This window comes from Sulfobacillus sp. TH-112, from assembly GCF_057473405.1.
In genome coordinates this window covers 1-20,177 of sequence record NZ_JBYCKN010000138.1, presented here as the reverse complement: position 1 = coordinate 20,177, position 20,177 = coordinate 1, and the positions used below count along the sequence as shown (strand labels likewise).

The following is a 20,177-nucleotide window of genomic DNA, read 5'->3' as shown; positions in this document are numbered from 1 at the left end:
CGTTGGGTATGGCGGTCGTGATTTTAATGGTGTAGCAAGGGGGGAAGCCATGACAAATGTTGACCTGATATTTAAGTTGGCGGGAATTGGCATTTTAGTCACAGTGGCATACAGCGTCTTAGAACGATTGGACCGCAAGGAGTGGGGGCAATTAGTAGCACTCGCCGGGATTGCCATTGGATTCTTGATGGTGTTGCAGGAGGTCGTGCAGTTGTTTCAAAGTGTTCGGACGATGTTCAACCTTTAGGACAAGGGAGGGTGTCGTGTGGCTGTGCTGTTGCGGGTAGTGGGACTGGGCCTCATTGCCACTGTTCTCTTGGTCGTTATTCGTGAGGAGCGTAAGGATATTGGAGTGGTCTTACGACTGGCGATTGCGACCGGGATGTTGTTGGTGCTGGTTCCGGATATTGCCCGGGTCATGGCAGCCTTTGTGCACATTTCCGAAATCGCTCATATACCGGCGGCGTATTTAGTGGTCTTAGTGAAAGTGGTCGGGATTTCTTATCTCACCGTGTTCGTCGCCCAATTGGCGAACGATTCAGGTGAGGCGGGTACCGGTCTTCGAGTAGAATTGGCGGGAAAAATCGTGATTCTCATATTAGCCATTCCTTTGGTGGCGAGCATCACGGAAACCGTGCTGAAATTAATTCCGTCCTAGTGAGTCAGGAGGCGATAATGTGCTTAAGCGCTGGTGGATAGTCGGGGGTGCGGGAGCGTCCGTGCTGACTCCGCATCTGGTTTATGCTGCAACTATCGATCACTTAGTGAATCAACAGGTGCAATCGCTCAACACCAGTGGCCTTGAGCAGCAGATTTCCTCTATGGTGAATCGCTCGTCACAACTGGATATTCCCAGCATCGGGCACATTGTACAAAGTGTGCTGCATAGAGAGATGCCGTTTAACCCGCTATTACTACTGGATGCACTAGGGCGAGGCCTTTTAGGCGATCTGACGGTGGAAAGTCGGGTACTGGGCCTGATCTTTCTGTTGACAGTCTTGGCCGCTTTACTGTCCCGCTTATCAGAGGCTTTTCAAGACCGCGATTCTGCCGGTCTGGTCACCATTTCACAGATGGTGGTGGTGTCCGCATTGATTTTAATGGCATTGCGGACCTTTGCTCTAGCGGTGTCCACGGTGGAGCAATTGGTTGGCAATCTCGTACACTTCATGGAGTCATTAATCCCCTTACTTCTGGTCCTGATTGCCGGGAGTGGGGCGTTAGCTTCGGCTGGGATTTTCCATCCCCTCATGCTGCTTGTGACCAATGTCGTAGCCGTATTGACCAAACGTTGGGTATTACCGTTAGTGTTAATGGCCACCATCGTGGAACTCGTGTCGGTCTGGTTGCCGAAATATTCTCTAAAGACCTTAGGTGGACTACTACGGCAAGTGGGTCTCACCCTCCTAGGCGGCCTCATGACCCTGTTCTTAGGCGTCATGGCGGTAGAGGGGGCGGCGGGTTCGGTGGCCGATGGGGTCACGCTGAGGACGGGGAAGTTTCTCGCCAATACCTTTGTACCGGTGATTGGCAAGATGTTTTCGGACGCCATGGAGGCGGTACTGGGATCATCCCTCCTGCTTAAAAATGCCGTCTCGGTGTTTGGCGCCTTAGGCATCATCGCCCTAGTGGCGTTCCCACTGGTAAAGCTGTTTGTCATGATGGTGCTCTACCGGGTTGGAGCGGCGGCGGCAGAGCCTTTGGGCGTCTCCGCGATTGGCGATGCGCTGAACATCATGGCTAACTCTCTGGGCTGGTTGATTGCGATTGCCGGGGCCGTGGCTCTGATGTTTTTCTTGGTGGTCACCGTAGTGGTGTCGACCACCAACGGAGTGCAACTGTAGTCATGATGAGTTTAGGGAATTGGTTAAGGGTCCTCATTGTTGTGGTGTTGCTGGGGAATCTAGTGGAGTTTGTTCTTCCTCGTGGGGATTTGAAACGCTATGGCGGACTGGTGGTAGGCCTGGTGGTATTAGCCACCATGGTCAGCCCGTTGTGGGGATGGATGCATGCTCTAGGGACACGGGTGAACACAGTGCCTACCTCGTGGACCAATACTGCCAGTGGATTCACCAACGTGGTCGAACAAGAAGAGGTGCACCAGGCGGAAAGCATTGTGATGAGCATGCCTCACGTGACGGATTGCCGGATCACGCTCAGTTCGGTCCATCATGTCATCGCGCGAGTCACTGTGAGCCAGCCAGTGGGCCATGGTACCGTACGAAAGTACCTGGCAGCAGCTCTTCAAGTGACGATGGCGGATACTCCGGACATCACCATGGTGGTGATCGAACCTACGTCGCAAGCGGGTCACGCAGGGGGACACATACACGGTGAGCGAGGGGAATAAGGTGGACACCAGAGGAGGGGACCATGGCATCAGGATATCGGGAATGGTGGAAGAAGTTTATTAGTCAGGATCGTCGATCCATTGTGCGCTTAGTTATGGTGGGAGGAGCCGGCGTACTGTTGCTAGCCTTTGGGAGTTTTGGAATCGCGCGGCCGTCTCCACCCGTACACACCAAGAGCACCTTGCCGCAAAACGCGTTGCAACGACAAGAAGAGGAGATTGGGAGCCAAGTCACTCAGATTTTAGACAAGATTCCGGGAGTGAAAAGCGCTTCAGTCGCTGTCACCTTGGCGCGCAGTATTCAGTCCCAATATGTCGATAGTTCCGGTAGCGGGTCGGGCAACCAACCGGTACTGGTGACGACCAACACCGGCCAGACGGTGGTGCCTTTAGATCAAATCGGACCTGCGGTTGCTGGCATCGTCGTGGTGAGCCCCTCTGCGGTCCATCCGATGATTCGCCAAGAACTGTCTCAGGCCGTGGAGACCTTATTGCAAATTCAAGCATATCAAGTGCTGATTTTACCCAATTAGACAGTGGATCAGTGACCATGGAGGAGGAATAGCTATATGAAAAGGCCCCAAGTAATTCGATTTGCTGCCTTTGTGACGGTGCTGGCAGTCCTTTTAGGATATGTTGTGTATCACCGCACCAGCGGAGAAAGTACCGTCGGCGTGAAGACGTCCACTCGTGTCAAGAGTGCCTCGAGTCAACTGTCCAATCTCGAGAACTATTTTGTCAACTTTCGACTGCAGCGCGATCGGTTGATGACGAAGGAAATCGCCACATTAAAGGCTTTGGTCAATAACCCGAGCATCTCCAAGACGGCCAAGGACGAGGCGGCTGCTACCATGGTACGCGATACCCAAGAACTTAAGCAAGAAACCCGTATCGAAGGACTATTGTCGGGACGCGGTTTTCCCTTAAGTGCCGCCACCGTGACTCAGGACCAAGTGGTGGTGATGGTGGGAGGAGCTGCTCTCTCCAATACCCAAGTAGCCCGCATTGCGGATACCGCGACCACGGTGACCGGGCTTCCACCGGAAGATGTGGTGATATTACCGAAGGCATAACGCTTCGTACGACAGGGAGATGTTCGCGGGGAGGGATTCTCCCCTAGACATCTCCTTGCTATTATGGTGTATTAGACAGTGGAAGATTAGGAGGGATTTTGGTGTTTAAAAAGATTTTAGTGGCTAACCGCGGGGAAATTGCCATTCGCGTAATGCGTGCGGCGCGTGAATTGGGAATACAGACGGTTGCTGTATACTCGGACGCGGACCAGGACGCACCCCATGTACGCTATGCTGATGAAGCGTTTCCTATCGGTCCGGCTCAGTCATCATTAAGTTACTTACATATTCCGAACATTATCAATGCCGCAGTGCACACCGGCGCGGAAGCGATTCACCCCGGCTATGGGTTCTTGTCGGAAAATGATCATTTTGCCCGAGTCTGTGAAACCTGGGGGTTGGTCTTCATTGGACCGCCGGTCGAGGCCATTCAAAAAATGGGGATTAAGGCGGAGGCCCGTCAAATTATGAAGGCGGCGGGGGTGCCGGTCGTTCCGGGAACGGAAGGCACGGTGAACAGTCTTGCTGAGGCCATTGCCATAACGGAACAAATTGGGTTTCCGGTGCTGGTGAAAGCGTCCTTTGGCGGTGGTGGTCGTGGTATTCGCATCGTGGAAAACCAAGAGGGATTAGCAGACGCCATTGAACGCGCCAGTCGTGAGGCGAAGTCGGCGTTTGGTCAGGGTGACGTCTATATAGAGAAATATCTCAAGGACCCTCGACATATCGAAATTCAAGTGTTGGCCGATACATTCGGGAATGTGATCACCTTAGGTGAGCGAGAAAGCTCGCTGCAGCGGCGTCGGCAGAAGGTACTGGAGGAGGCGCCATCGGTGGCTGTGACGCCCGATATTCGTGCACGGATGAGTGAAGCAGCGCGCAAGGCGGCGGAGGCCGTTCATTATGTGAGTGCCGGGACATTAGAGTTTTTGTTAGATCAGTCGGGAGAATTCTATTTTATGGAAATGAATACCCGTGTTCAGGTTGAGCACCCGTGCACGGAATTGGTGACCGGTGTCGATATTGTGAAAGAGCAAATCCGCGTCGCGGCCGGTGAGCCCTTGTCGATATCACAGGATGAGATTGCGATGCGTGGATGGAGTATCGAATGTCGCATTAATGCTGAAGATCCCGCGCTTCAGTTTCGGCCAAGCCCCGGAGAGGTGACCCAATGGGTGGAACCTGGCGGCCCCTGGGTGCGGGTGGACGCTGCCGCTCAAAAAGGATATGTGGTGCAACCCTATTACGACTCTTTGCTGGCGAAGTTAGTCACCTGGGGCCGTGACCGCGAAGAAGCTGTGGATCGAATGAATCGGGCGCTAAGTGAATTTCAGGTCGATGGGGTGAAGAATACCATCGAAATGCATCAACAATTGATGCAGGACCCGGAATTCCGTGCTGGAAAGATTCACATTAACTTCCTCGGAGAACGGTTTAAGGGTGCATAGGGGGAGGGAAACTAGGTGGAAGACGAAGAAATTCAGGAGCAACAACCCGCCGTTCCTAGTATTCAGATTGCCAACGAGGTCATCGCCTCGATTGCTGGATTAGCGGCGATGCATGTGGAGGGCGTGGCGGGACTGCAAGGAGGGATGGCAGCCAACCTGTCGGACATGCTGGGGCGGCGAAGCACATCTCGCGGCATTCGCGTCGACGTGGAGCAACGCACGATTGACCTGTCGCTCTATCTCAGTGTGTTTTATGGAGTGCGTATTCCCGAGGTCGCACAAAAAGTACAGGATCAAGTGAAAGCGCAGGTCGAGCATATGACGGGACTGCGGGTACGCGTGGTGGACATCCACATTCAAGGAGTGACCAAAGACGGGGAATCATCGGTTCAGCCGTCATAGCGATTACAGGACGAAGCACGAAAGGAAGAGGTCAAAGTGGCGCGTCATCACGCAAGGGAATTGGCCTTGAAAATCTTGTTTGAATATGACCTCGCGCAAGCCACATTGACGACCGTGGTGGATCGGACGTTGGCTGGAGCATCGCCAGCTGACGGAACGTACGCTCGCAAACTGGTGGAGGGGACCACCGCCAATCAAAAGCAGATTGACCAGTGGATTTCGGAATCAGCTCAAGATTGGCGCATTCATCGTATGCCGACGATTGACCGCAACATTCTGAGACTGGCGAGTTATGAAATCGCCCATGAACCGGATGTCCCTCTTTCGGTCATTATTAATGAAGCTCTGGAATTGACACAATCGTATAGCACGCCGGACGCCAAACGTTTTGTGAATGGCGTGCTGGGAAGCATTGCCGACAAGGTCCGCCCGGAGGGAGATGGGGATCGCGAGGGACGATAGCGCGTGGAGCCTGGGCATCGATACAAGCGCCTACACCACTTCGGTTGCGGCCGTGGGAGCGGCAGGGCTGCGACATCAAGAGCGCCAACTATTGCCGGTGGATGAGGGCAAGCGGGGACTGAGGCCAAGTGATGCCTTATATCTCCATCTTCGTAACCTGCCTTCTCTGGTAGAACGTCTATGTGCCCAGGTACCCATCGATGGCCTCGCCCAAGTGGCGGTGTCTATTGCGCCCCGACCGGTGGCGTCCTCCTACCTCCCCCCATTTTTGGCCGGAGAGGCGATCGCGCGTGCCATTGGCGCCAGTCGTGGGGTACCGGTTTTGCGGACAAGCCATCAAGAGGGGCATATTCGGGCGGGAATGGCTGGATCGGGTCTCGACCCGGATGGGCCGTTTATGGCCTTGCACGTTTCGGGAGGTACGACGGAACTGGTCAAAGTTGAGGGGCACTCCCCTCGGCTTACCATCACGACGGTTGGCGCCAGCGACGATTTGTATGGCGGGCAATTTATCGATCGCATTGGTGTGTTATTGGGCAGTGCATTCCCTGCAGGTCCGCAAATGGATGCCTGGGCGGAAGCGACAGATGTCATCGCCAATATCCCGGTGAGTCGAGCACGCTTTCATGATCACCAGTGGTGGATTAGTTTCTCGGGTCCAGAAAGCGCGGCAGAGCGAGCGTTGGCGCAGGGAGCTGAGCGCTATTCGGTGGCGCGCGGCGTGATGGAATCGATTGCCGTGAGCTTGGCTCACCTAGTGACAACCCAGACCCACATGGCCGGCGGAAACCTGCTGATCGTGGGTGGGGTTGCAGCGAATACCCACTTGCGACGGAGGATGCAAGAGATCTTAGCCGCCTCATGGCGGATTTGGTTTGCCTCTCCGGAATGGAGTCGAGATAATGCGGTAGGGGTGGCATATCTTGGATGGGATGCATATCAGGACCAACCAATATCGACGGGGAGGATATAACGCGAAGTGGCGAATATGAGCGGTAGTGCAGAAACTCAATATTTCGATGGGCGTGCGGTGGCGCTAGTGATGCGTAAGAAGTTAACGCAGGACATTATGGCCGCCGAAAGTGTGTTTGGCAGAGGGCCGGGGTTGGCGGTGGTGTTGGTTGGGGAGGATCCGGCATCACAAGTCTATGTACGCAATAAGGAAAAAGCGTGTCAGTCTGTGGGGATACGTTCAATGGTTCACCGGTTACCTGCCAGCGTGAGTACCGAGGCCGTGGTGGAATTAGTGGACGAGCTTAATCACACAGTGGCTGTCGATGGTATTTTGGTGCAATTACCGTTGCCTTTGCATATTGATCGAGAAAAAGTATTAGAGACCCTTGCTCCCGAAAAAGACGTGGATGGGTTAACCACGATAAATCAAGGGCGACTAGTACAAGGTCATGCCGGACTACGGCCCTGCACGCCGCTCGGAATTATGGATTTACTCAAGCATTATGAGGTGGCCGTTCAAGGGAAACGGGTGGCGGTTATTGGACGTAGCTTATTGGTAGGCCTACCGGTGTCTTTGATGCTGATGGAAAGCAATGCGACCGTGACGGTGATTCATTCTAAGACTCTCGACCCTGAGTCGGCGAGTCGGCGGGCTGATATTGTTGTGGTAGCGGCTGGCCGAGCAGAATTGGTGAACCGCCACTGGGTCAATCGGGATGCCATTGTAATTGATGTGGGGATTCATCGCACCGAGACGGGATTAGTGGGCGATTGTGATATGAAGGACTTAGCGGGCTATGTCCGGGGGATCACCCCAGTGCCAGGTGGAGTTGGACCGATGACCATACAAGAACTGTTGTCTAATACCTTTTTAGCCTTCCAGAGGCGGATAGAGACGTCATGAAGCCATTATCTGTGAGTGAGTTGGTAGCGCAGATTAGACATCTCGTCGAAGGGGTCGAGATGTGGCAAAAGGTGTGGATACTAGGGGAATTGAGCGGCGTCAAGCATCATAGTTCGGGCCACTGGTACTTTACAATCAAAGACGAGTCGGCACAAATGAGGGCGGTGATGTTTCGACGAGATGCTCAGACCCTCACCGCTCCTTTGCAGGATGGAATGGCGGTACGAGTCTTGGCACGCGTGGGGGTCTTTGAACGCGATGGACAAACGCAATTATATGTTTCAGTAGTACAGGATATTGGGCGCGGTTCTCAGGAACTCGCTCTGGAACAACTCAAACAGCGTCTCTATGAAGAAGGACTATTCTCGCGTCCTAAACGGCGGCTACCCATAGTGCCACGAGCCGTGGCGATTGTCACATCACCCACTGGGGCGGCACGCTATGATATTGAGACGGTGGTTAACCGACGGTTTCCGGCTATGCGGATGGTTTTATATCCGGTGTTAGTACAGGGCAAAGAGGCGGCTCGCAGTATTGTCGAGGCCTTAAGCCGTGTGGATACGGAAACGATGGATGTCCTTATTATTGGCCGTGGCGGAGGCGCCAAAGAGGACCTCTCGGTGTTTAACGATGAAAGCGTGGTTCGCGCCTTGGCAGGCATTTCTATTCCAGTCATATCGGCCGTAGGCCACGAGATCGATACCACGTTGGTGGACTTAGTAGCTGACCTTCGTGCCCCCACACCCTCGGCCGCAGCTGAACTGGCGGTTCCGGAACGGACTCAATTGCAAAACTGGCAGGAGAACTTATCGCACAGAGCCGATCACGCGTTGATGCAGCGTCTGCATATTGAACGTGAGCGCTTGTCGCGCTGGACTGAACATGGCCTTTTGGCCCATCCCGAGGCAGTATTTCGCGAGTATCGCCATCAATTGGATCGCATCGAGGAACGTGGGGAGCGCGCCTTTGAGCGCTATCTCCTAGGAGCCCGGCAAAGCGTGGATCGCATGCTTACGAGTCTGCCGCTGTTAAATCCCGAAGCGCCATTAATTCGAGGATACGCGTACGTGACAGATGAGAACGATCAACTGGTCACCGGGAATGAGGTACAATGGGGACAAGCCTATCGAGTACACTGGCACCAAAGAAGCATCTGGATGACACGTGTGGATCACAAGAAGGAGAACCAGGATGAATGAAGATCAAGAGCTGGACCAATATGAAGCGGTCATGACCCGGTTGGAAGAAATCGTGAAGCTACTGGAGACGGGACGGGCGCCTTTAGGAGAGAGTTTGCGGCTCTATCAAGAAGCCCGATCGTTGAGCGAGTCAGCCAATCGGCTTTTATCCCGTGCGGAGGCCGTGATTAATGAGGTTCGGTCGGGTGATGAGAACCCAAGGAGTCAAACGCGGTAATGGACGTTCAAGCATGGTTGAACTCGACTCGCGTCGTCATTGATGAATGGATCGAAGCCGACATCAAGGCGATGGGGGTGGAGCCACAGTCTGTCGAAGAGGCAATGCGCTATTCGCTGCTTGCAGGGGGGAAGCGGTTGCGCCCGCAGTTGGTGATGGCAGCGGCCGACTACGTCGGGATTGTACCCGGAGAGGTGCGACTAGCCGCCTTAGCGGTGGAGTATGTGCACACTTATTCCCTCATTCACGATGACCTTCCGGCCATGGATGATGACGACATGCGCCGTGGGCAGCTAACCTCTCATAAGGTGTTTGGTGAGGCGATGGCCATATTAGCGGGGGATGCATTACTCACCGAAGCTTTTAGGTTGATGACCGAGTGCGGATCGCAATTTCACAGCGAGAATGTGGTACGAGCAGTTCACCGGTTGGCCGAGGCCGCGGGTCGCCGGGGATTAGTGCGTGGACAGGTGAAGGACTTGGCCGCCGAGCACCAAAGTATTTCCGTGGCCGAATTGGAAGAGATTCACCGCAATAAAACGGGAGCACTATTTGAGGTATCGCTTGCGATTCCCGCGGTTTTGGTGGGAGATGAGGCGAGTGCGACAAAGTTAACCCGGTTTGGCCATCACTTTGGCTTGGCATTTCAAATGGTGGATGATATTTTGAATGTAATTGGCGACTCGGTAACACTGGGCAAGGCGACGGGGACGGATGCGGGACTTGGCAAAGCGACCTATCCCCGACTAATCGGTTTGGAGACATCGCAGCGATTGGTTCAGGAACACGTCGCATTGGCGAGGGAAATTATTGCGGGCACGCGCTCAGAGGTGTTAGTAGGTTTGCTAGACTTTGCGGTGCAGAGGACATGGTAGTCAGAGGAGGGGCCGATGGCGGAGCTGTTAAAGAGAGTTCATAGTCCACAAGATATTCGACATTTTACAGTGGGCCAACTAGAGCAGTTGGCTCGTGAATTACGGTCGGCGATCATTGCCACCACGGCAAAATCGGGGGGGCACGTCGGCGCGAGTCTTGGGGCTGTGGAACTCACGTTAGCGTTGCACTATGTGTATGATACCCCGATAGACAAAATTGTATTTGACATTGGACATCAAGCGTATGCCCATAAGATTATTTCCGGACGACGCGATCAGTTTCATTCCATCCGACAGTTGCACGGATTGTCAGGATTCTTGAAAAGGCATGAAAGCGAATATGATGCTTGGGAGGCAGGTCATGCGGGCACCTCACTTTCAGGAGCGCTAGGGATGGCGGTGGCGCGAGATTTAAAGCGCCAGGAATACCACATTGCGGCGGTGATCGGCGATGGCGCTCTGACGGCTGGAATGGCTTGGGAAGCGCTTAATCAAATGGGCCATTTAAAGACTCCTGTGGTGGTGATTGTGAACGATAATTCCATGTCCATTGCGCCTAATGTTGGGGCATTTGCGCGCTATCTGACAGACCTGCGCACGGCGCCGGGATACGTGCGTATGAAACAAGATATTGAATCTATTTTAGAGTCTGTTCCTCTCCTTGGAGGACCACTGCGGCGAACTGGTGAGCGCATCAAGGATGTGCTACATCATGCGGTACTGCCAGGAAACGTATTCGAAGAACTAGGATTTAAGTACTATGGCCCTTTAGACGGGCATGATTTAGCCGGTCTCATTCCGATACTCCGCAATGCTAAAAGTTTTGAAGGTCCCGTGGTAATTCACATTAATACCCAAAAAGGACGCGGTTATCGGCCTGCAGAAGAACGGCCCATGCAGTTTCATGGCCCGGGCCCATTTGATATTCAATCGGGCACGATGATGTCGTCCGCTGGGCCGTTGACGTACAGTCAAGTATTTAGCGAAACATTAATCGAATTGGCGGCTGAACGTCGCGACATTGTTGCCATTACTGCGGCGATGCCGGATGGTACCAAACTTGATTTATTTCAGGAGAAGTATCCTGAACGGTATTTTGATGTGGGTATTGCTGAACAACATGCGGCCACGTTTGCTGCCGGATTGGCGATGGAGGGGCTGCGTCCGGTATTTGCGGTGTACAGTACCTTCTTGCAACGCGCCTATGATCAGGTGATTCATGACGTTTGTCACCAGAACTTGCCTGTGGTATTTGCGGTGGACCGTGCCGGATTAGTAGGAGGCGATGGGGCCACTCATCAAGGCGTGTACGATGTGGCTTTCTTACGAACCATCCCCAACATCGATATTGCGATGGGAAAAGATGAGCACGAACTGCGTCAACTGCTTCGTTTGGCCTTTGAGCGTTCTAATCCGGTGGCTATTCGGTACCCCCGAGGGAGTAGTACCGGGACTGATCGCAATCCGTCGGCCGTGGATGTGCAATGGGGACATGGAGAGTGGATCGTGAAAGGAGCGGATCTCACCATTTGTGCCTTAGGGCCCATGGTGGCTCGCGCACTGCGGGTGCGAGAGAGCTTACAAGAGCAGGGCTATGAGGTGGGCGTCGTCAATGCGCGCTTTGTGAAGCCGCTGGACACCGAACTCTTAAGGGAGGTGGTTGGCTCCACCCGGGCGCTCATGACCTTAGAAGAGCACTCGCTAGCGGGCGGCTATGGATCGGCAGTGGCGGAGTGGATGAATACTTCGTCCGAAGTGACGGTTCCCATGCGTCTGGAAGGGTTGCCGGACCAATTCATTGACCATGGGCCGACGGAATTTTACCTTGAGGCGTTCGACTTAAGCGTGGAGGCTCTTACACGCAAGGCCGGCGCTTGGCTCAATCAACTGGCCGAGGCACTTCATCAATGACGGCTTCAAAGCAGCGGCTTGACCTGCGTCTGGTCGCGCAGGGATTAGTAGCTACGCGCAGTCGTGCGCAAGCTCTCGTTATGGCGGGGCAAGTACAGGTCAATGGTACGGTTGAGACCAAGAGTGGACGCCTTTTAGCGGCGGACGACGATGTTCAGGTGATGCAAGGCCTCCCCTATGTTAGTCGGGGAGGCCTGAAGTTGGAGAAGGCATTGGTCTCTTTTGACATACACCCGTCTGGCTGGCAGGTGGCTGACATCGGCGCATCGACGGGCGGATTTACCGACTGCTGGTTGCAAAATGGGGTATCCCATGTATATGCGGTGGATGTGGGCTACGGCCAGTTGGACTGGGGCCTTCGACAAGACCCCAGAGTGAGTGTGTTTGAGCGCACTAATGCGCGCTACCTCACCCGCGATACCATAGGCGTCAGCACGCTGCTGGATGGAGCATCAATAGACGTGTCTTTTATTGGATTACGCTTGGTATTGAGGCCGCTTAAGGACGTGGTGTCCCCGGGGGGGTCCATTGTGGCTCTTGTGAAACCACAATTTGAAGCCGGCCCAGAGAAGCTTGGGCGGGGTGGGGTGGTGCGGGACCCACGCATTCACGAAGAGGTACTCTATCGAATTTTGGATGAAGTGCAGATGTTAGGCTATGCTGTCCGCGGGATGGATGTGTCTCCGATTCGTGGACCTGAAGGCAATATTGAATTTCTGATGCATTTAGGACAGGATCCAAAATCCGCGATAATACCACAAGTGGATGAGATCATCGCGAGGGCGTGGAAGATGGGAGAATCCCATGACTAATATATTGGTGTGGCCCAATCCTGAAAAGGATCAGGTGCGTGGATTGGTGTTGCGGATGCATCAGTGGCTTGCCAATCAAGAGGTAGAACTGATCATGCCCTATGATCTTGCCGATGCCGTAGGAATGCCGGCTCAGGGACGGTATCCGGAACAACTGAGTACCATGGAGTTTGCGTGTACAGTGGTCTTGGGCGGAGACGGGACTTTGTTGCGGGCGGCCAAGGAATTGGCCCCGTTGACAACCCCGATTTTGGGGGTCAACCTAGGACACCTCGGTTTCTTAACAGAAGTGGAAGTGCCCGAACTCTATGCAGCGCTGACATCGGTCTTGAGAGGAGAGTATGCCTTCGATGAACGTCATTTGCTGACGGCGCAAGTGGTACGCGACGGCCAGGTGCTGGCGGAATTCGAGGCCATGAATGATGTGGTGGTGGCTAAAGGCCCTTTCGCGCGGCTGATCCATCTTGAAACGTTTGTTGATGGCGCCTATGTGACCACATATCCTGCGGACGGTCTCATTATCGCGACGCCTACTGGGTCAACCGCCTATTCGCTGTCCGCAGGGGGACCAATCTTGGCCCCAGATTTAGACGTCATGGTGCTGACGCCCATTTGCCCTCATTCATTTTTTGACCGATCCATCGTGCTTGCTCGCCAACAGGAGGTGCGGACGAGGATTCGCAGCATTCATCGCGACACCTTAGTCACCATCGATGGGCAAGAGGTGCATCCTATTGAAGATGGCGATGAGGTGGTGGTCACGGCAAGTCCGACCACTATACAGCTCATTCGCCGCCCGGGATGGAGTTTTTTTCATGTATTGCGGGGCTGGAGGAAAGGGCACTAAGAAGGAGTCAGTCCATTGATTATTGAACTTGAAATGGAAAATTTCGCATTGTTCGACAGATGCCGGGTAAGCTTTGGCTCGGGATATAACGTGATGACGGGCGAGTCGGGCGCGGGAAAATCGCTTGCCCTGGAAGGCGTTGTGACAGCCTTTGGAGTGCGCGTCACGGCGGACCGTATCGGGCAATTTGCAGATAGCATGCGCCTCAGGGTTTCCTTGAGTCTGGCGGAAGACGATGATCTATGGGACGATTTGCTGCCCTTTGGAATTGAAGCCGATGAGGTGCTCATTCTGGAGAGACAGGTCAGCCGGGATAACCGGTCTTCCTATCGGATTCAGGGACAGATCGTGCCGGCGCAATTGGTACGAAAGATTGGGGATCAGGTGGTAAATTATGTGGGCCAGCATCAGTTACTCAAAGTCGCTAATGCCCAGTACATTCGTGAGTGGCTGGACCGATATGGGGAGCTCACCGAATTGCGCTCACAGGTCGAACAGCACTATGACGCCTATCAAGCCTTGAATGCTGAAGTGGCACGTCTGCAGTCTGTGGCCGAAGACCTTCCACAACTTCCTCTGAAGCGGTCTACTTATGAAGAACTGCGGGCATTACATCTTGAGGTGGGTGAAGATGAGCGGATTCAGCGTGAACTGGGGCAATTGCGCGCGGGGCGTCAACTCTTGCAGACCAGCGGTGCGGTATATGACATATTGGATGGGGATGGCGCAACGGGTGTGCTTTGGAATGTCGCCGAAGCGCTTCGACTTATTGAGACCTTAATAACCTACGATAAGGATTTGCAGGGACTGCTAGACAGCATGCATAGTGCTGAGGAACTCTTACAGGATGTCCGCATGGATATTTCTCGCTGGCGTGAGAATTTGGATCTGGATCCAGCCCGTTTAGAGGTGTTGGAAGAGAGAGCAGACCACATTATGCGTGCGAAACGACGATTTGGTCCAGAAATCCGTGATATTTTGGCGTATGCGGAGTCGCTTCGGGAAGAAATTGCCGCATTGGAAAATCTTGAATGGGAGTTGTCTCGGGCCAAAGAAAAACGAGAACGGTCGTATGAAGAACTGATCATCATTGCCGACCAACTGTCCATGGGCCGTCGGCGGATGGCCGAGCGTGCCGGATTAGACGTGTCAGCAACGGTTCAGAACATGGAGATGCCTGGTGCGCGAGTGGTGTTCGACATCGAGTCGGCGCCAATCGCTAGCCATGGACAAGATCACGTTGAGATTCTTTTTACTGCCAATCAAGGGCACGAGCTGAAATCGCTCTCCAAGGTAGCTTCAGGTGGGGAGCTTGCTCGGGTTGCTCTCGCATTAGCGGTCTCGGGTCCCACTGATGGAGAGTCTTTCTATATTTTTGACGAGGTGGACCAGGGCTTAAGCGGTGCCAGTGCGGACACGGTGGGTCGACTGCTGGAGCAGTTAGGGAAAAAAACACAGGTCATCGCGGTGAGCCATCAACCGGTGGTTGCAGCGCGGGCCGCGTTCCATGCCGTGGTAGGTAAGACAGTGCGGGACGGCCACAGCGTAGCCGAAGTGGCGCCTTTGCAGGGCAGAGCAAGACTGATCGAAATCGCCCGAATGTTGAGTGGAACTTCAGACGAGGTGGCTCTGCAGCATGCAGAAGTGTTGCTGCGTCATAAACACGACGGAGCATAGGACGAGGAGGACGTATGCGCGTTATTATATCGAGCTTGCCAATCGGGACCGGACATGACATTGCAGCTCGGGCATTAGCTGAAGCGTTCGCACGGCGTGGGGCGGAAGTCGAATTTTCTCATCATTTGGTGGCCAATGTGCGATGGCAGAGTCGACTCTATTTTTTGGGGATTCGCTTTGCACCCTCGCTCTATGGGCCTCTCTTTCGTGTCGGAGACCGAGTACCGCAGTTTTGGCGTCAACATCGTGAAAGCTGGCGGGAAGCCGGTGAAACGGTTTTGTCAGAAGTGTATCGCGTCCATAGGCCAGACTTTGTCGTCGCAACCCATCCGTTCGCCCTGACTGCATGGTCTTGGGTGCGAGAACGACACCCTGACTTACGTTTGGTCGGTGTTTTGACTGACCTATCTGTCCATCAGTATTGGTATGAGCCCATGGCCGATGCCTATGCGGTGTGGTTTCCTGAGCAAATTGGAGACTTAGAGCGGTGCGGGTATGACGGCAAAAGAGTCTGGGACCTGGGCATTCCCATTCGCGCATCATTTAGCGAATTTAGTCCACTCATTGGGCAACTGAGGCAAGGGCCGATCGTATTGCTGGGCGGTGGTTTAGGCATGGGGCCATATGTGCGCATATTGCAACAATTAGCCGAGTTACCCTTTCCGGTTTTGGCCATATGTGGGCACAACGAACAGTTGCGCTGGAAACTTGATGAACGACGGTGGCCAGAGCGCGTGCATATTGTGGGCTATGTGGAACATATGCCCTCACTTTTACAAAATGCGCGTCTAGTGGTGGGGAAACCCGGCGGAGTCACGGCTGCTGAAGTGTGTCAATCTCAAGTTCCGTGGGTGCTGACGCATTGGATTGCAGGTCAAGAAGAGGCCAATCGCGATCGACTGATAATGCATGATTTAGCGGTTCGTGGTGACAATAACTTAAAGGAATTGGCGACAGAGTTAACCAGTGCAAACTCAGCGAAGAGACACCAGTTAATTAGCAATCAAAAAGAATGGGCGCGCCCGCGAGCCGCCGATGACCTGGCGGAGCGGATTTTGTCACTTTAACCAGGCCCGTGTGGACCAAAGTTTTGGATCTTCCTCTTCTGTCATGAGATGGTGATATTGGCGGGAATGACGATATCGCTCACTCCGCACCTTATGGTTTGAGGAGGAGATGACGTTGAAGAGATGGGGTCGAGCTGGGGATATCCTCAAGAAGGTTGCGGGAGCAATGCTAGCGGTGGGCATTGTCGCTATCGGAACATCTGCCCCGGCGCAAGCGCTTTTTCGTTTTCCGCATCAGTTGAGCGTGCCAACTGGGGAAGACGCTTACGTCGCGTGGTCAAAGTGGCTGCCGGCTACCGTGGTGGTCGGTGCGCATGAGGTGGTTCGCGTGCGGGATATGAGTCAATTAGACATTCACACCGGGAAAGTGGGGCACTATGTGCTTCATTTTCGTTTGTTTGGGTGGCTTCCTTGGCGTGGTCTACCTGTGGACGCTACCAAGCCGATCTATGTCGTACCCGGCGGGGAGTCAGTGGGGATTTTGGTGCGCACCAGAGGGCTTGTTGTGAGCGGATTGCATGGGGTTCATATAGGTAATCGGGTGGTAGATCCCGCTTTTGAAGCGGGCATCGAGCGAGGTGATGTGATCACTCGGGTGGATAATAAAGTGGCCACCAGCGGGCAGGTACTCGACCGACAAGTGAGTTACGACGGGGAGCATCAGCGGCCCGTAACCATTACCGTGGTGGGTTCCCGCCGCCAGAGACAGCGAGAAATTCAGCCGGTGTGGTCTAGTCAGGCACACCATTGGCTGATTGGAGTAGAGATCCAGGATAGAGCAAGCGGTGTCGGGACATTGTCCTTTTATAATCCCTCCTCTTTGCAATACACCGCGCTGGGACACAGCATGACCGATGGTTTGACGCGACGTCCGGTAGGAGTGCAAATAGGGCGCGCATTGGGGGCTGACATTGTAGGAATTGTTCGCGCTAGTGATTCCGCTCCTGGTCAAAAAGTTGGCATGTTAGCAGGCTCGCACAACATTTCTGGTTCGGTTCTGTCTAATAGTGAGTTCGGGGTGGTTGGGCATCTGGATCACGTCCCGGTGTGGGGCCCTACGCGTGCGATGGTTCTGGCCTTGCCGGACCAAGTCAAACCCGGGGCGGCGGAAATCATCACCGTGTTGCGTGGTCAGAAACCTCAGGCCTATCATATTGACATTCTTAAAACCGCCGATCAAACGACGCCCGCCATCAAAGGACTATTATTTAAAGTCACCGATCCGCAGCTTCTTCGGATCACCGGCGGTATCGTTCAAGGTATGAGTGGCAGCCCAATAATACAAGACGGCCGGCTGGTTGGGGCAGTGACTCATGTATTGATCAGTCGACCCACGATTGGATTTGGCTGTTACGCTTATTGGATGGAAGATCAGGACAGTTATCGCCAAGGGAGCACAGCTTAATGTCAGAAACGCGGCAGCATGTTTCTTGCTGCCGCGATTTTCTCTTCGACAACAGCAGGACTTTCATCAGGGGATCTAGAAATCGTTCGTCAAATTCCACCAATCTGCAGTCCATCGACAAAATTGCGCACGTCCGAGAACTCGGGCAAATACATGAATTGCAAGTAAAAAAGGCTCTTCGTTTGCATGTGGCAGGGTGGTCCCGACGGCGGATTTTGTCGATCAGAGGCGAATATTATCCGCAGTGGAGTGTTGTCGGTTAGCAGGAAATCATGGAAACTCGGAGAAGAGGTTTATGATAGAGGAAATGCCAAATATTTACGGCAGGGGGCTACAACATTGGGAATCAAAGTTTTAATTGCGGATGATAACCGCGAATTTTGTGAACTACTTAAAGAAGCGATCAGACAAGAAGAGGGTTTAGAGATGGCGGGGGCTGCTAGTCACGGGATGGAGGTCCTAGACTTTTTGAGTCGAGAGATACCTGATGTGATTGTTCTCGACATCATCATGCCGCACTTGGACGGTATTGGCGTACTCGAGCGCATGAATCAGATGGACTGGGAAAAACGTCCCAAAGTTGTGGTATTAACAGCATTCGGCCAGGAGACGATGACCCAGAAGGCGTTAGAGTTGGGAGCGGACTACTATATTTTAAAGCCCTTTAACTTGAAAGTGCTGGCGTCGCGGATTAAGCAGTTGGCCGGTAGCCCCAGTGTCGACCGCAAACCCAGTTTGCCCTCTGGCAAGTTAGCCCTTGTGCCGGTAAAGCACCTCGATGTAGAGGTCACCAATATGATTCATGAGATTGGAATACCAGCCCATATCAAGGGGTACTTATACTTGCGAGAAGCAATCCTTATGGTGATCAATCGGGTGGATCTTTTGAGTGGAGTCACCAAGGAATTGTATCCGGCCATTGCCACTAAATATAAAACTACGCCCAGCCGCGTGGAAAGAGCCATTCGCCACGCCATTGAAGTGGCCTGGTCTCGCGGCAACGTGGATGTGATTAACGCCATCTTCGGACACACGGTGAATCGCGACCGCGGCAAACCGACCAATTCGGAATTCATTGCCATGGTGGCCGATAAGTTACGAATGCAAATGAAAGCCAGTTAGATCCTCGCCTCCGCAGTCGCGGAGGCCTCTTTGTTTCGTCGATGATTAAGACATACCGGAAAGGAAATACTGTTTACGGGTTCGGAGTGTTGTGCCATGATGTGTACGGGAATCCAAAGGTCTTCCCGAGTCTATCGAAGGGGAGTGAGCCTCGCGTTGCGCGAGAGAGTCTATGAACATATTTGACGAGATGAAGAAGTACGGACACGAAGAAGTGGTCTTCTGGTACGATAAAACGACCGGGTTACGGGCGATAGTAGGGATTCATGACACGACATTGGGGCCCGCACTGGGCGGGTGTCGTATGTGGCCTTATGAGACGGAAGATGACGCTTTGACAGATGTTCTTCGCTTGTCTCGAGGTATGACATACAAAAACGCTGCCATGGGATTGGACTTAGGCGGTGGCAAGTCTATTATTTGGGCTGACAGCCGGACTGAAAAGAGCGAGGCGTTGTTGCGGTCCTTTGGCCGATTAATTGAAAGCCTGGGAGGCCGATACATTACGGCTGAAGACGTTGGCATTAATGCCGATGATATGGCCATCGTGGCTCGCGAAGCGCGCTTCGTTGGTGGATTGAAGGAAACCAGCGGTGACCCGTCTCCCGCGACCGCGCTGGGGGTATTGGAAGGGATGAAAGCCGCTGCCCAGATGGTCTATGGCAGCGAGGATCTGCGCGGGCGTCATGTCGCCATTCAAGGGATGGGCCACGTTGGGCTGATCTTGGCTGGAATGTTGCACGACGCCGGTGCCACGCTGACGGTGACAGACATCCATCCTGAAGAGAGTCGCGCCCAGGCAGAGGCTCTAGGGGCAACCTGGGTGGAACCGGGCGCTATTTATTCGGTCGAGGCGGATATCTTTGCACCTTGCGCGTTAGGCGCCATCTTAAATGATGAGACAATACCGCAACTAAAGGTGCGTATTGTCGCTGGATCCGCTAATAATCAGTTGAAAGAGCCCCGCCATGGTCTCGAATTGTTAAAGAGAAATATTGTATACGTACCCGATTATGTGATCAACGGTGGCGGTGTCGTGAACGTGGCCGATGAATTTCAACAAGGCGGCTATCACAGCGACCGTGCTTATAGCCGGGTGCGGCAAATTGGGCGGCAAGTGACCGACATTTTGCAGCACGCTGATGACGCGGGCATCCCCTCTCAAGAGGCCGCGGACCAGGTGGCCGAACGACGTATTGAGACCATTGGTCGGGTACTATCGACATATATGCCTGATTGAAGAATTATCCTGTAAGCAAAAGAGGAGTTCTCGTGGAGGGTGCCGAAGTTAAACACGGTATCCTCCACAATGGTATGAAGGAGCTAATGAATCCTTGGATGTTCCCAATGAAGTGACAGTTGAAGAAATGGAGCGTCTCATTTGTCGTCTACCGTCCGTATTAAAGTGTGCGGTGGCGGTCAATGATTGGGGTGCCGTCGAAGAAATTCACG

At 53.6% G+C, this 20,177-nt stretch carries 22 protein-coding genes; all 22 read left to right on the top strand.

The genetic code is table 11. From position 1 onward, the window contains the following. Positions 1-247 (top strand): stage III sporulation protein AC (gene spoIIIAC, locus ACOJWD_RS09850; RefSeq protein ID WP_486993058.1); only part of this gene is annotated, 247 nt, incomplete at its 5' end. Positions 248-265: 18 nt separating this feature from the next. After that, positions 266-658: a SpoIIIAC/SpoIIIAD family protein gene (locus ACOJWD_RS09845; RefSeq protein WP_486993057.1), complete on the top strand. Its 393-nt coding sequence runs from the start codon at positions 266-268 to the stop codon at positions 656-658. Positions 659-677: 19 nt separating this feature from the next. Then, positions 678-1,844 (top strand): stage III sporulation protein AE, encoded by a 1,167-nt coding sequence (gene spoIIIAE / locus ACOJWD_RS09840; protein ID WP_486993056.1) that lies wholly within the window; start codon positions 678-680, stop codon positions 1,842-1,844. Positions 1,845-1,846: 2 nt separating this feature from the next. Then, positions 1,847-2,350 carry a stage III sporulation protein AF gene (locus ACOJWD_RS09835; RefSeq protein ID WP_486993055.1) on the top strand — a complete coding sequence of 168 codons (504 nt, stop codon included), beginning with the start codon at positions 1,847-1,849 and terminating at the stop codon, positions 2,348-2,350. A gap of 23 nt (positions 2,351-2,373) precedes the next feature. After that, positions 2,374-2,883: a hypothetical protein gene (locus ACOJWD_RS09830; RefSeq protein ID WP_486993054.1), complete on the top strand. Its 510-nt coding sequence runs from the start codon at positions 2,374-2,376 to the stop codon at positions 2,881-2,883. A gap of 36 nt (positions 2,884-2,919) precedes the next feature. Further along, positions 2,920-3,423 (top strand): SpoIIIAH-like family protein, encoded by a 504-nt coding sequence (locus ACOJWD_RS09825; RefSeq protein ID WP_486993053.1) that lies wholly within the window; start codon positions 2,920-2,922, stop codon positions 3,421-3,423. A 101-nt stretch (positions 3,424-3,524) separates the two neighbouring features. After that, positions 3,525-4,871: an acetyl-CoA carboxylase biotin carboxylase subunit gene (gene accC / locus ACOJWD_RS09820; protein ID WP_486993052.1), complete on the top strand. Its 1,347-nt coding sequence runs from the start codon at positions 3,525-3,527 to the stop codon at positions 4,869-4,871. Positions 4,872-4,886: 15 nt separating this feature from the next. Next, entirely contained in the window at positions 4,887-5,273 is a 387-nt protein-coding gene (locus ACOJWD_RS09815) for an Asp23/Gls24 family envelope stress response protein (RefSeq protein WP_486993051.1), read from the top strand. Between the two features lie 36 nt (positions 5,274-5,309). Continuing rightward, a complete protein-coding gene (gene nusB, locus ACOJWD_RS09810; protein ID WP_486993050.1) occupies positions 5,310-5,735 on the top strand; it encodes a transcription antitermination factor NusB in 426 nt (141 codons plus the stop codon). Further along, positions 5,713-6,708, top strand: a complete 996-nt coding sequence (locus ACOJWD_RS09805; protein WP_486993049.1) for a tRNA (adenosine(37)-N6)-threonylcarbamoyltransferase complex transferase subunit TsaD — start codon at positions 5,713-5,715, stop codon at positions 6,706-6,708. The genes nusB and ACOJWD_RS09805 overlap by 23 nt, the downstream gene beginning before the upstream one ends. Positions 6,709-6,723: 15 nt before the next feature. Further along, a complete protein-coding gene (gene folD / locus ACOJWD_RS09800) occupies positions 6,724-7,593 on the top strand; it encodes a bifunctional methylenetetrahydrofolate dehydrogenase/methenyltetrahydrofolate cyclohydrolase FolD (protein ID WP_486993059.1) in 870 nt (289 codons plus the stop codon). Beyond that, positions 7,590-8,792: an exodeoxyribonuclease VII large subunit gene (xseA, locus tag ACOJWD_RS09795; RefSeq protein WP_486993048.1), complete on the top strand. Its 1,203-nt coding sequence runs from the start codon at positions 7,590-7,592 to the stop codon at positions 8,790-8,792. Before folD ends, xseA begins: the two co-directional genes overlap by 4 nt. Continuing rightward, positions 8,785-9,009 (top strand): exodeoxyribonuclease VII small subunit, encoded by a 225-nt coding sequence (xseB, locus tag ACOJWD_RS09790; RefSeq protein ID WP_486993047.1) that lies wholly within the window; start codon positions 8,785-8,787, stop codon positions 9,007-9,009. The genes xseA and xseB overlap by 8 nt, the downstream gene beginning before the upstream one ends. Further along, complete coding sequence (locus ACOJWD_RS09785; protein WP_486993046.1) at positions 9,009-9,884, top strand: polyprenyl synthetase family protein; 876 nt, start codon at positions 9,009-9,011, stop codon at positions 9,882-9,884. Before xseB ends, ACOJWD_RS09785 begins: the two co-directional genes overlap by 1 nt. 15 nt (positions 9,885-9,899) lie before the next feature. Beyond that, complete coding sequence (gene dxs, locus ACOJWD_RS09780; protein WP_486993045.1) at positions 9,900-11,795, top strand: 1-deoxy-D-xylulose-5-phosphate synthase; 1,896 nt, start codon at positions 9,900-9,902, stop codon at positions 11,793-11,795. After that, the gene (locus ACOJWD_RS09775) at positions 11,792-12,607 is read left to right on the top strand and encodes a TlyA family RNA methyltransferase (protein ID WP_486993044.1); all 816 of its coding nucleotides are present in this window, start codon (positions 11,792-11,794) and stop codon (positions 12,605-12,607) included. Before dxs ends, ACOJWD_RS09775 begins: the two co-directional genes overlap by 4 nt. After that, positions 12,600-13,454: an NAD(+)/NADH kinase gene (locus ACOJWD_RS09770; protein ID WP_486993043.1), complete on the top strand. Its 855-nt coding sequence runs from the start codon at positions 12,600-12,602 to the stop codon at positions 13,452-13,454. Before ACOJWD_RS09775 ends, ACOJWD_RS09770 begins: the two co-directional genes overlap by 8 nt. Before the next feature lie 15 nt (positions 13,455-13,469). After that, positions 13,470-15,131 (top strand): DNA repair protein RecN, encoded by a 1,662-nt coding sequence (locus ACOJWD_RS09765; RefSeq protein ID WP_486993042.1) that lies wholly within the window; start codon positions 13,470-13,472, stop codon positions 15,129-15,131. Positions 15,132-15,145: 14 nt separating this feature from the next. After that, positions 15,146-16,198, top strand: coding sequence for an MGDG synthase family glycosyltransferase (locus tag ACOJWD_RS09760; protein ID WP_486993041.1), 1,053 nt, complete (start codon positions 15,146-15,148; stop codon positions 16,196-16,198). Between the two features lie 115 nt (positions 16,199-16,313). Beyond that, positions 16,314-17,603: a SpoIVB peptidase gene (gene spoIVB / locus ACOJWD_RS09755; RefSeq protein WP_486993040.1), complete on the top strand. Its 1,290-nt coding sequence runs from the start codon at positions 16,314-16,316 to the stop codon at positions 17,601-17,603. A gap of 339 nt (positions 17,604-17,942) precedes the next feature. Next, positions 17,943-18,725 (top strand): sporulation transcription factor Spo0A, encoded by a 783-nt coding sequence (gene spo0A, locus ACOJWD_RS09750; RefSeq protein WP_486993039.1) that lies wholly within the window; start codon positions 17,943-17,945, stop codon positions 18,723-18,725. A gap of 172 nt (positions 18,726-18,897) precedes the next feature. After that, positions 18,898-19,965: a Glu/Leu/Phe/Val dehydrogenase dimerization domain-containing protein gene (locus ACOJWD_RS09745; protein WP_486993038.1), complete on the top strand. Its 1,068-nt coding sequence runs from the start codon at positions 18,898-18,900 to the stop codon at positions 19,963-19,965. Positions 19,966-20,177 lie beyond the last annotated feature (212 nt).

Excerpts from the sequence above, each read along its gene's own strand:
- ACOJWD_RS09785 (WP_486993046.1), top strand. The coding sequence starts at position 9,009 with ATGGACGTTCAAGCATGGTTGAACTCGACTCGCGTCGTCATTGATGAA.
- ACOJWD_RS09775 (WP_486993044.1), top strand. The coding sequence starts at position 11,792 with ATGACGGCTTCAAAGCAGCGGCTTGACCTGCGTCTGGTCGCGCAGGGA.
- ACOJWD_RS09745 (WP_486993038.1), top strand. The coding sequence starts at position 18,898 with ATGAACATATTTGACGAGATGAAGAAGTACGGACACGAAGAAGTGGTC.
- xseA (WP_486993048.1), top strand. The coding sequence starts at position 7,590 with ATGAAGCCATTATCTGTGAGTGAGTTGGTAGCGCAGATTAGACATCTC.
- ACOJWD_RS09805 (WP_486993049.1), top strand. The coding sequence starts at position 5,713 with ATGGGGATCGCGAGGGACGATAGCGCGTGGAGCCTGGGCATCGATACA.
- ACOJWD_RS09770 (WP_486993043.1), top strand. The coding sequence starts at position 12,600 with ATGACTAATATATTGGTGTGGCCCAATCCTGAAAAGGATCAGGTGCGT.
- ACOJWD_RS09825 (WP_486993053.1), top strand. The coding sequence starts at position 2,920 with ATGAAAAGGCCCCAAGTAATTCGATTTGCTGCCTTTGTGACGGTGCTG.
- folD (WP_486993059.1), top strand. The coding sequence starts at position 6,724 with ATGAGCGGTAGTGCAGAAACTCAATATTTCGATGGGCGTGCGGTGGCG.
- ACOJWD_RS09760 (WP_486993041.1), top strand. The coding sequence starts at position 15,146 with ATGCGCGTTATTATATCGAGCTTGCCAATCGGGACCGGACATGACATT.
- xseB (WP_486993047.1), top strand. The coding sequence starts at position 8,785 with ATGAATGAAGATCAAGAGCTGGACCAATATGAAGCGGTCATGACCCGG.
- ACOJWD_RS09835 (WP_486993055.1), top strand. The coding sequence starts at position 1,847 with ATGATGAGTTTAGGGAATTGGTTAAGGGTCCTCATTGTTGTGGTGTTG.
- ACOJWD_RS09830 (WP_486993054.1), top strand. The coding sequence starts at position 2,374 with ATGGCATCAGGATATCGGGAATGGTGGAAGAAGTTTATTAGTCAGGAT.
- dxs (WP_486993045.1), top strand. The coding sequence starts at position 9,900 with ATGGCGGAGCTGTTAAAGAGAGTTCATAGTCCACAAGATATTCGACAT.